This window comes from Pseudomonas sp. P7779 (genome assembly GCF_013386315.1).
In the GTDB taxonomy this organism is placed as follows: Bacteria; Pseudomonadota; Gammaproteobacteria; order Pseudomonadales; family Pseudomonadaceae; genus Aquipseudomonas.
Genome location: NZ_JACARZ010000183.1, coordinates 1 through 10,254, shown reverse-complemented (window position 1 = coordinate 10,254; position 10,254 = coordinate 1). Strand labels below are relative to the sequence as shown.

The following is a 10,254-nucleotide window of genomic DNA, read 5'->3' as shown; positions in this document are numbered from 1 at the left end:
AAGCCATCACCCAAATAATGGATATGCCCCCGATCCAAATCCCCCTCAACTGTTAAGCCTCTCCTGCCGCACGCCGAGCACCGGCTTCACCTCACCCCCCAAACAACGCCGACAACTATAAACCCCCAACACCACCGGCTTTTTCTGCGCCCCACGCTCCACCCAGGTCGGCGCAACAAACCGATACCCCTGGCCCGTCGCCGTCGCGATATACACCGAATCATCATCCCCCAACGCCCGGCGGATCGCCTTGATCTGCGCCCGCAGGTTGCACTCTTCCACCACCAACCGTGGCCAGGCGATGTCCAGCAATTGGGTCTTCTCCAACAGCTCACCAGGCCGCGAAGCGAGGGCAATCAGCAACGTCAGGGCCCGACTGCCCAGGCTCACCGGCTCACCGTTTTTCAGCAGCAGATGACGTCGGGGCAGCAGTTGATAAGGGCCAAAGTGGATTTCAATAGCGCTGTCTTCAAGGTGGCCGCGGTGTGAATACGTCATGTGATTAACCTTTGTGCATGTTCAAAAACACAACCCCGCGCGGCTCCCTTCGCGCAAGGCTGCAAGGGAAGGTCAGGTGTTGATCGCCGGGATCGGGTCTTCAGGATAATCACCCGGCTCCGTAGGCCCGCCAGTCAAGCCGTATTGCTTGAGCACCGGCGCAAGCTGGCCATAGAACGCGTCCTGCGCCTTGCCATGGGCATCAGCCAGGGCGAAGGGCAGGAACGCGCTGCCGATCCCGCCAAGGATCGCCGTAGCCCCGCCGAGGATCCCGCTGATGGTCCCGGCCACCGCGCCGATTTCCGTGGCCCCGTACAACCCGGCCCCGGCTTCCACCAACCCGGCCACCGCCGCACCCGTACCCAGCACGCCGGTGGCAACCGAGAAACTGCCGCTCAGGTAGTCGCCTTTTTTCAACGAGTCGACACCGCCAATCACCCCGATCACACCGCCGATAATCCCGCCCGCCGAACCGATGATCTTGCCGGCCGCGCCGAGGTTGGCGATTTGCTGCGGGCTCAGCGGGCCCTTGCCCACCGGTACCTTGCCGGGGAAATCACCAATGGTGCCGCCATCCGGGCGGTTGACCCAGGTGATACCGTAACCCGCTTCCTTGGCGTATTTGGTGCCGCCCTCCATCAACAGCCCGGCAAATTGCAGCCCGGCGGATACCCGGTTCGCGTCCGCCACCGGCGTGTTGCTGCCGCTGGCCGAACGGGCCATCAGCACGCCGCTCATCAACACCGCACTGCCGATGTGCAGCAGGCCTTGCTTGAATGCCGGGCTGACGTCGCCGAACTTCATGCCTTCGATGGCCTTGGGCAGTGCGTCGGCGATCTTGTTGCCCTGGCGCCCGATGTCCCATACCGAACGCAGCATCGACACCACTTGCGCCGGGTCGATCTTGCCGCCATCCGAGGTGACGAACATCTCTGGGTCTTTTTGCTGGGCGTCGTTGATCGCGGCAGTGACCTTGGCTTCGTCGAAGTTGCCCTTGCCGTCCCCCAGGGTGATGTTCAGGGTGTCGGTGGTGGCGCCGCCGAGCAGGGCGTCGCCAAGGGCTTCGTTGAAATTCACCTGCAAGGTGGCGGCGTCATCCGCCGAGGCCTTGTCGCCGAGGAAGGCCTGGGCCGAGGCCGTGCTGGCGGCGAAGCTGCTGGCCGCCACGGTGGGGTCCATACCGCCGGCCACCGCGTCGGTAAAGGCCTTGCCGGTCACCAGTTGGTTTTTGTAGTACTGCTGGATGTTGTCGCTTTGCCCGGCCTTGTCGGCGATGCCGGTCAGGTTCACATGGCCGTTGCCCCCCAGCGCCAGGTTGGCGATGGTCGTATCGTTGGCCGCGTTTTGCAGGCCCATGCCCATGTCGATCTGCTTGCCGTTCTGGTCCTTGGCGTTGAGATTGTCGGTGAGGTTTTTGCCGGTCTCGATGTCGTCGGTGTAGTAGTTCTGCATCGCGACTTTCATCGCCGGGTTGCTGTCGACGATGTCGGCCAGTGCCGGGCCGCGATTGTTTTGCAGGAAGCCTTGCACGTCCGGGTCGGCCGAGAGGGTTTCGATGCCGCTTTGCAGCTGTGCCTTGATTTTGTCTTCGTTGGGGTTGAGGCCGTAGTGGGGCGAGGTGTACTTGTCCATCAACCCGGCGTGGGGCACGTAGTCGCTGACCAGCAGGCGGGTTTGTGCATCGGTCAACTGCACCAGCACCGCGGCTTTCTGTTCGCCGCTGTAGTTCTGCGGGTTGGCCAGGATGTCGGCGGTCAGGCCCGAGGTGTCGACGCCGGCGACGGCATCACGAGTGGCGGCACCGTCGAGGAAGGTCAGGGTGTCGCTGTCGGTTTTCGGTGCCTGTTTTTCGAGCCAGGCGCCGATGTTGTCGCGGGTGCCGATGCCGTCCGACTTGCCGGTGGCGGGGTTGTCGCCGCCGGTTTCCAGGGCGTGGAACATCCCGGGTCTGGACCACATGGCCGCCGCGCCGGTCAGCTCGGTGCTCAGGGCCGAATCGCTGCCCAAGGCTTGCAGGTTGTCGCTGCGCAGCATGCCGTCGTTGCTGCGCTGGTTGGCGTCACCGGGGCGCATCGCCGGACCTGCGCCAGCGGCCAGGCTCTCATTGGCCATCAGGATTGCCGCCGACTTGGCATTCGCCTTGGCCAGGTCACCGGGTTTGCTGCCGAGGAAACTGCCATAGGATTTCGACGCGGCGCCGAGGTCCTTGCCGGCGTTGTCGATGAAATGGTCGACATCGGAATGGGTGATCACATTGTCGGCCTTGCCACGCCCGCCGGTATCCAGCGCGGCCATCAGGCTCGGGCTGCTGGCCACGTACTTGAGTACGGCCTGGGCCTCGGGGGGGAGTGTCGTGGGTGGGTTGGCGAAGTCGATCGGCGCGCCATGCAGGCCCCAGGCGTCCCAGTTTTGCGAGAGCAATTGCGCGGCCGCCTTGGGCCGGTTCAGGTCGAGTTCTTCCTTGGTCGGCGTGCCGCTGGTGTTGCCGGTGATGGTGTCCCAGTCCTTGGCACCCGACACGCCAAACGATGAGGTGTCGATCCAGGACGTGTCCGAGGCGCCCGCTGCGCCGGTGCTGCCGGCATACAGTTTGGCCACCTGGTCGTACAGCGCGGGGGTGATGTCCTGGGACACGATCACCTTGTCGCCCGACGCCGTGGTATAGCGAATCAGGCCCGGGCCGACTTCTTCGGGCGGGCCGATATTCGCTGCCGGGTCCATGGTTTCCGTGGGGCCGGCCAGGCGGTAGCCCTCGGCCTGGCTGGCATTGATCGCAAAGAGCTTGGCCGAGTCGCCGCTGACCTGGGCGAACAGCGCGGGTGTTTCCTTCTGGCTGACCACGATTTTGTCGCCGGCACTGGTCTCGTAGCGGATCAGTCCCGGGCCCAATTCGGTGGTACTGCCGATCGCCTTGTAGTTGCCCAGGCCAGGCGCCACGGTGCTGGCGTCTGCCTCCTTGTAGCCGGCGCCTTTGCTGTCGGCCAGATTCTTCTCAAGGGTCGCGTCGCTTTGCTGTGCGTTGTACTGGTTGACCAATTGCTCAAACAGCCTGGGGTTGTCGATCTGCTTGAGGGTCACCGGTTTGTCGCTGCCCAGCGGGGTGTAGGTGATGCTGTTGTTCACCGGTGCCTGCACGTTCTGGTACGGCAGCGGAATGGACGGCCCGCGGATTTTCGAGGGGTCGAATACCGGCTTGTCGACGGCGGTGAACAGGGCTTTTTCGAACGTGCTCCGGGAGCCATCCGGGCCTTTGTTGTCGGCAGGGTCAAGGCCATTCGGGATCGCAGTCATAGATCACCTGGAAGTTGTTTTATATCAGTCGATATTTAGTGCAAGTGCACTAACTGGGGCGGGCGAAAGTTGCGAAGTGTTATTGGGTTAACCCGCGCCGAGCTATCAAACGCGATGATCAAGTCGGTTTTGTTACAAATGGAAATATCTGCAAAGTTGGGCAAATGGCTATTAGTTAAAAGTGTGAAGTTGTCGGATTTATTTTCTGGAATTGTTGAGTGATCAACGTTTTTACCCAGGGGTAACGGGCTCGTAAATTGTTCGAGTTGGTTCGTTTTTCAGGTTGTGCCCCCGTAAACATTGGGTCTCGTCGTGTATTGGTTTTTTAACAAAAGTTCCACGTCCGCGCGGCGATGAGATTTTCTCAACGGCACGTTGAGCCGGATTTTTCACAGCACCTGCCATGAACGTTTCACAAGCTTTCACAGCGAAGGTGTTTTGTTCGTGAGTAGTATGGTTCCCATGCAAACCGACGGCTGCATGGCCAACTCACTGTCTGACGCTGGGAGTTTGTTTCGGTTTGCATGCGGCTTAACTTCCCTATCGATGCAAGGAGATTGAACATGGCTACTACTCCACCAGTAAGTGCAGGCGGCGCCGACGACGCTATCGCGAAGATGGAAGCAACTTTCAACATGGCCATCGAGAAGTCGGCCAAGATCACCGAGATCAGCACCGCGAAAAAAGCAGAGCTCGACGCCACCAAACAGCGTCCGCAGAACTGATTCGCCATGCGGGCAGCGCCGGCGCTGCCCGTATACCTGCCTTACCCCGTTGCACCGTTGTTGATCGGCACAGGCGTCGTTGCGGCCTGTGATTCTCAAGGGGGCAAACCCAACCATGACAGCCTTGATTTCCCTGGGCCTGCCCGCCGCGAACGGCGCGCCGACCCTGCTTGTGACCCACGGTTTGCACCAGGGCAGTTCCCTGATGCTCGACCAGCCGGTCTACACCCTTGGCGCCGCCCTGGCGGCCGACCTCCAGCTCAGCGATCCCGGGATTGCCGAGTTGCACCTGCGCCTGCGTTTTGAAGGGGCCCAGGTGGCCGTCGAGGCCCTCGGCGGCGATGTACTGATCACCGGCACTGCCGGCGATATCCGTATTCCCCAGGGCAGCGGCCATCGCGCGCGGCTGCCGCTGCAACTGCGTATCGGCACGGCGGGTGTGAGCCTGGCGCTGCCGGGCAGCCCTGAAAAAATCCCTGCGACGACACGCACGTTAACGCCCTGGATCATCGCCACCGCGTTGCTCTTTGTGTGCGCTGGCGCCCTGGCATTTCGCAATGATTCACCGCAAGCGCAAACCGTAATGCCGGTTGCCGAAACAACCGCAGCCAAGCCTTCCCGTGCCGAGGCCAAGGCCTGGTTCGAAGGGCAATTGCAGGCCGCCCACCTGGACGCCGTGAAGGTCAACGACATCGATGGCCAACTCAACGCCGTCGGCTCCTTTGAGCGCGCGCAAAAGCCTCAATGGGTCGCCCTGCAACAAGCCTTCGACCAGCGTTACGGCCAGCAGATCGTGCTCAACCCGCGGGTTGCCGTGCGTGCAGATGCGGCCCGGCCACGGGTGCGCTTTCAAGCCGTGTGGTTCGGCGCCAACCCCTACGTGATCAATGACAGCGGCAAGCGCCTGTACCCCGGCGCGGCCCTGGCGGACAACTGGGTACTGGAGCGCATCGAGAACAACCAGGTGATCCTCGCCCGTGGCGAAGAACGCTTCACCTTCACCCTATGACGCTGCTTTTTTCAGCTAAGGCCCCGGGATGAAAGTCGAACCCCGTCCGTTGATTCCCAGTGACGTGCGCAGCGCGCCGGTCGAGGCGATCCGCCCGGTCAACTCCCGCCAGGCCACGGCTTTCGAAGCGTTGCTGAAAACCCGCAAGGTCCAGTCCCGCCGCTCCCTGCGCAGTGACCTGGAAGAACTCACCAGCGCCGCCGGCGTCGACTCGCTGCTGTTCGGCAGCGCACGTTCCCTGGAACTGCTGGAACACGTGATGCAGCACCTGTTGCCGAACCTCGACGCCGAGCCGCAGATCAAGGCGCTGGCCCATGACCTGATCAGCGAGGAAATCGAGATGCGCCGCACCCTCGAACAACAACGCTCGGAGGTCCAGGCCTGATGCCCCGGGACAACGACGACGCGGTGCAATTGCTCAAGGGCATTGGCGAGCTGTACCGGCGCAACGGCCAGTCCCAGCGCGCGCTGGTGATGTTGCTGATTGCCGTGAGTGTCGCGCCCGACGATGGCCTGCTGCTGCGCTCGCTGGTGCTGGCGTTCACCGACAGCGGCGACTTCACCCGCGCACTCGCGGCCCTGGATCGGCTGGTCGCGCTGGAGGGTGAGTCTGCCAGCCTGTTGCTGCTGCGTGCCCGGGCGCTGTGGTACGGCGAACGCAAGGACGAAGCGCGCCAGTGCTTCAAACGCTACCTCGCTGCACGGAGAGCCGCGCCATGAACCTGCTCAATCGCCTGAACGGCATCGCGCGCATGGCCGCCCAGCGTACCGACGTGATCATCGTCGCGTTCATGCTGATGGCGATCGTGATGATGATCATCCCGCTGCCTACCTACCTGGTGGACATGCTGATCGGCTTGAACATCGCCCTGAGCATCCTGATCCTGATCGTGGCGTTCTACATCGGCCACTCGGTGGAATTCTCCGCGCTGCCGCCGCTGATCCTGCTCAGCACCTTGTTTCGCCTGTCGCTTTCGATCACCACCACCCGCTTGATTCTGCTGCACGGCGACGCCGGCCATATCGTCAAGGCCTTCGGTGACTTCGTGATTGCCGGCCAGGTGGTGGTGGGCATGGTGGTGTTCCTGATCATCACCGTGGCGCAGTTCGTGGTGATCACCAAGGGCGCCGAGCGGGTCGCGGAAGTGGCGGCGCGCTTCACCCTGGATGCGATGCCCGGCAAACAGATGAGCATCGACAACGACCTGCGCAACGGCGATATCGACCAGGCCGAAGCCCGCCGCCGGCGCTCACGCCTGGAGCGCGAGAGCCAGATGTTCGGCGCGATGGACGGGGCGATGAAGTTCGTCAAGGGCGATGCGATTGCCGGGTTGGTGATCCTCGCGGTCAACCTGCTGGGCGGCATGCTGATCGGCATGATCGAGCGCGACATGGCCTTCGGCGCGGCGGTGCACACCTATTCGCTGCTGACCGTGGGCGACGGTTTGATCGCACAGATCCCGGCGCTGCTTATCTCGGTAGCGGCGGGCACCGTGGTGACGCGGGTCAACAGCGACGGCGAAGCGGGTGACCTCGGCAGCGAGATTCTCAAGCAGTTGGGTGCCAGCTACCGCGCCCTCGGTTTGACCGCACTGATCATGGTCGGCGTCAGCGTGATACCGGGCTTTCCGACCTGGGTGTTCCTCGGGTTGTCGCTGGTGTTCGGTGGTGCGGCCTTCGTGATGTACCGCCGTCATACCCGTGAAAACCAGGTAGAGCCTGAAGCGCTGGTCGAGACCCTGGAACCGGTGGTTGAAGTGCAGGCCGAGCAGGATTATGGCGTGGCCCCCGACACTCGGGTATTGCTGACCCTCGGCAGTGCGTTGGCCCTCAGCGCCCCGCGCCAACTACTGAGCCAACGCATCGAAGCGCTGTGTCACGACATTCGCAGCGACCTCGGCGTCGATATGCCGGTGCCGGGCATTCACATGGACGCCAAGGCCACGCCGGGCAGCTACCGCGTGTCACTGGAAGGCGTACCCGTCAGCGAAGGCGAGATGCCGATCAACTGCCTGCTGTTGCAGGACGATCCGGTGCATGTGCAGTTGCTGGACATCGCCACCCTGCAAGCCGATTCGCCCCTCAACGGTCGTGCCGCGCACTGGATCGAGCGTCAGCACGAAGACGCACTGCGCAGCGCCGGCATCGGTTTCCTGCTGCCGGACGAAGTCTTGCGTGGCGTGCTGGAACGCAGCCTGCGCCGCTATGCCGCGGACTTCCTCGGCATCCAGGAAACCCGCCTGCTGCTCGAACGCACCGAAGCCACCTACGGCGAACTGGTCAAGGAAGCCCTGCGCCTGGTGCCGTTGCAGCGGGTGGCCGAGACCCTGCGCCTGCTGGTGGGAGAGGGCGTGTCGATCCGCAATCAGCGGGCCTTGCTCGAAGCCATGGTGGAGTGGGGCGCCCGGGAAACCGATGCCGGCCGCCTGGCCGAACACCTGCGTGCAGGGTTGGCGCGGCAGATCAGCCATCAGTACGCCGACCGCAATCGGGTGATTGGCGCCCTGGTGCTGGCGCCGGGATTGGAAGACCAGTTGCGTGCATCCCTGCGTCGCCAGGAGCCCAGCCGTGAAGTGATCCCCGAGGAAGTCAACCGCGCGTTGCTCGCCCAACTGCGCCAGGCCTGCGACAAAACCACTGAAGCCAACAGTGCGGTATTGCTGGTGCACCCGGAACTGCGCCGCAGCCTGCGGCGCCTGGTGCTGCGCGGTGAACTGGAGCTGGCGGTGTTGTCGTTTCGCGAACTGGCCACCGAATACAACCTGCAAGCGCTGGTGACCATCAGCCTTACCGATATCTCCAACCGCCGTGCACCTGCCGCGGCTTCCGTCACTTCCCTGGCGTCTGCCTCATGATCCGTTTTTGTCTGCTGTTGCTGACGTTGACCTCGTTTTTCTGCAGTGCCCAGGACATCGCCAACGGTGCCCAGGGGTCTATCAACCTGGCCTCCGGTGAAGGCCGGATCCTGCATTTTGTGGCCCCGGTGGAGTCGGTACTGGTGGCCGAGCCGGGGATTGCCGACCTGCAAGTGGTGTCGCCCGGGGTGATCTATATCTTCGGCAAGGCGCCGGGCAATACCAGCCTGATTGCCCTCGGCAGCGACGGCAAACAGCTTGCCAGCCTGAGCCTGGCGGTCAGTAGCGCGACCCAGGCAGTGACTGCGCCGATGCAGGAATTGCATCCCGGCAATGGCGCGCAGATCAGCGGTGCCGGTAACCGATTGATCGCCAAGGGCACGGTGCGTTCGGTTGGAGAAGCGACGGATTTGAATGCCTTGCTCAACCCACAGGGCCAGGGCTTCCAGAGCGCGGTCAACACCACTGAGTACGCCGGTGCCGCCCAGGTCAACTTGCGTGTGCGCTTTGCTGAAGTGTCCCGCTCGGAACTGCTGCATTACGGGGTTAACTGGAACGCCATGTTCAGCAACGGCACGTTCTCCTTTGGCCTGATCACCGGCGGACCGCTGGCAGCCGCCACCGCCGGTGGCCTGGCGGCGGCGGGCAGCGGCTCGGGCAATACCAATATCGATGGCATGCTCGACGCGTTGCAGGCCAACGGGATCCTGCAAATCCTGGCCGAGCCGAACATCACCGCCATGACCGGGCAAACCGCGAGCTTCCTGGCGGGCGGCGAAGTGGCGATCCCGGTGCCGGTGAATCGGGACCTGGTGGGGATCGAATACAAGTCGTTCGGCGTGTCGCTGCTGTTCAACCCGACGCTGCTGCCCAACGGCCGGATCGCCCTGCAAGTGCGCCCTGAGGTCAGCAGTGTGGTGAGTGGCGGCACGGTGGATTTCGGCAATTTCCATGTGCCGTCGTTCAGCGTGCGCCGCGCCGATACGCGGGTGGAAGTGGGCAGCGGGCAGACGTTTGCGATTGCCGGTTTGTTCCAGCGTGAGAGCAGCCAGGACATCGAGAAGCTGCCGTTGCTGGGGGACTTGCCGATCCTGGGCAACCTGTTTCGCTCCAAGCGTTTTCAGCGCAATGAAACCGAATTGGTGATTTTGATTACGCCGTACCTGGTGGAGCCGGTGCGCAGTCGCACCCTGGCCACGCCGCTGGATGCACAGCCTGCGACCGCCGCAGCGGCGGGGCCGCGCAGTGGTGGGGCGTTTGGTTTCTACATGAATTGATGAGGGGGCATGGCATGAAAGTTTCGCGTTTGTTGATGTGTTTGCCCCTGTTGGTGGTGGGCTGCAAGACGCATCTGGCGCCGGTGTATTACTCGCCGCAGTATCAGGCGGACGGGGTGCCAAGCCAGTGCCAGCAGCCGCCGGCCAAGGACGAGATTGGACTGGACGAGGATTTCAAGGCGACCTTGCCGCTGGGCTGCGCCAACAATTTGAATTTGATGCAGATGGTGGAGCAGCGCCAGGATTTGAATCAGGGGCGGGCGACGGGGCCTGCGATGGCGGCGCCGGTTGGGCGGGCGGCGCAGGTGTATATCGAGGGGTTTGATCGGGAGCAGTTGCAGCGGCGTCAGGCTCAGCAAGAGGCCAAGGCGGGCGCTCCGGGAGCGGAGCAATGAACCTGCGTTCACATGTCCTCTGTGGGAGCTGGCTTGCCTGCGATAGCGGTATTCCAGGCCCAGCAGATCCATCTGCCACACCATCATCCAAATGTGGGAGCGGGCTTGCTCGCGAAAGCGGACTGATAGGCGACCCGGATCTTGAAGCTTACCGCGTACATATCCATTCCTGCGGTAACGGCCACTTAGGGTTCCGCTCTTACA

General features: G+C 63.0%; 9 protein-coding genes. 7 read left to right on the top strand and 2 right to left on the bottom strand.

Features of this window, described 5'->3' with window-relative positions; all coding sequences use genetic code 11:
* Window positions 1–45 precede the first annotated feature (45 nt).
* Both HX869_RS30945 and HX869_RS30940 read right to left on the bottom strand, forming a co-directional pair.
* Window positions 46–498 carry a winged helix-turn-helix domain-containing protein gene (locus HX869_RS30945; RefSeq protein ID WP_003207276.1) on the bottom strand — a complete coding sequence of 151 codons (453 nt, stop codon included), beginning with the start codon at window positions 496–498 and terminating at the stop codon, window positions 46–48.
* A gap of 72 nt (window positions 499–570) precedes the next feature.
* Window positions 571–3,789: a type III effector HrpK domain-containing protein gene (locus HX869_RS30940; RefSeq protein WP_178904159.1), complete on the bottom strand. Its 3,219-nt coding sequence runs from the start codon at window positions 3,787–3,789 to the stop codon at window positions 571–573.
* A 563-nt stretch (window positions 3,790–4,352) separates the two neighbouring features.
* Here HX869_RS30940 and HX869_RS30935 point away from each other — a divergent pair.
* From HX869_RS30935 to HX869_RS30905, 7 genes are all read left to right on the top strand, one after another.
* Window positions 4,353–4,514, top strand: coding sequence for a hypothetical protein (locus HX869_RS30935; protein ID WP_003207273.1), 162 nt, complete (start codon window positions 4,353–4,355; stop codon window positions 4,512–4,514).
* A 115-nt stretch (window positions 4,515–4,629) separates the two neighbouring features.
* On the top strand, window positions 4,630–5,523 hold the full coding sequence (locus tag HX869_RS30930) for an FHA domain-containing protein (protein WP_087694812.1): 894 nt from the start codon (window positions 4,630–4,632) through the stop codon (window positions 5,521–5,523).
* A 28-nt stretch (window positions 5,524–5,551) separates the two neighbouring features.
* Window positions 5,552–5,908 carry a hypothetical protein gene (locus HX869_RS30925; RefSeq protein ID WP_003207269.1) on the top strand — a complete coding sequence of 119 codons (357 nt, stop codon included), beginning with the start codon at window positions 5,552–5,554 and terminating at the stop codon, window positions 5,906–5,908.
* Window positions 5,908–6,243: a lipopolysaccharide assembly protein LapB gene (locus tag HX869_RS30920; RefSeq protein ID WP_003207267.1), complete on the top strand. Its 336-nt coding sequence runs from the start codon at window positions 5,908–5,910 to the stop codon at window positions 6,241–6,243. Before HX869_RS30925 ends, HX869_RS30920 begins: the two co-directional genes overlap by 1 nt.
* Window positions 6,240–8,378 (top strand): type III secretion system export apparatus subunit SctV, encoded by a 2,139-nt coding sequence (sctV, locus tag HX869_RS30915; protein ID WP_134326974.1) that lies wholly within the window; start codon window positions 6,240–6,242, stop codon window positions 8,376–8,378. The genes HX869_RS30920 and sctV overlap by 4 nt, the downstream gene beginning before the upstream one ends.
* The gene (locus HX869_RS30910) at window positions 8,375–9,655 is read left to right on the top strand and encodes a type II and III secretion system protein family protein (protein ID WP_008433173.1); all 1,281 of its coding nucleotides are present in this window, start codon (window positions 8,375–8,377) and stop codon (window positions 9,653–9,655) included. The genes sctV and HX869_RS30910 overlap by 4 nt, the downstream gene beginning before the upstream one ends.
* Before the next feature lie 14 nt (window positions 9,656–9,669).
* On the top strand, window positions 9,670–10,050 hold the full coding sequence (locus HX869_RS30905; RefSeq protein ID WP_003207261.1) for a hypothetical protein: 381 nt from the start codon (window positions 9,670–9,672) through the stop codon (window positions 10,048–10,050).
* The last annotated feature ends 204 nt before the right edge of the window (window positions 10,051–10,254 follow it).

Excerpts from the sequence above, each read along its gene's own strand:
- HX869_RS30935 (WP_003207273.1), top strand. The coding sequence starts at position 4,353 with ATGGCTACTACTCCACCAGTAAGTGCAGGCGGCGCCGACGACGCTATC.
- HX869_RS30920 (WP_003207267.1), top strand. The coding sequence starts at position 5,908 with ATGCCCCGGGACAACGACGACGCGGTGCAATTGCTCAAGGGCATTGGC.
- sctV (WP_134326974.1), top strand. The coding sequence starts at position 6,240 with ATGAACCTGCTCAATCGCCTGAACGGCATCGCGCGCATGGCCGCCCAG.
- HX869_RS30930 (WP_087694812.1), top strand. The coding sequence starts at position 4,630 with ATGACAGCCTTGATTTCCCTGGGCCTGCCCGCCGCGAACGGCGCGCCG.
- HX869_RS30910 (WP_008433173.1), top strand. The coding sequence starts at position 8,375 with ATGATCCGTTTTTGTCTGCTGTTGCTGACGTTGACCTCGTTTTTCTGC.
- HX869_RS30905 (WP_003207261.1), top strand. The coding sequence starts at position 9,670 with ATGAAAGTTTCGCGTTTGTTGATGTGTTTGCCCCTGTTGGTGGTGGGC.
- HX869_RS30925 (WP_003207269.1), top strand. The coding sequence starts at position 5,552 with ATGAAAGTCGAACCCCGTCCGTTGATTCCCAGTGACGTGCGCAGCGCG.
- HX869_RS30945 (WP_003207276.1), bottom strand. The coding sequence starts at position 498 with ATGACGTATTCACACCGCGGCCACCTTGAAGACAGCGCTATTGAAATC.
- HX869_RS30940 (WP_178904159.1), bottom strand. The coding sequence starts at position 3,789 with ATGACTGCGATCCCGAATGGCCTTGACCCTGCCGACAACAAAGGCCCG.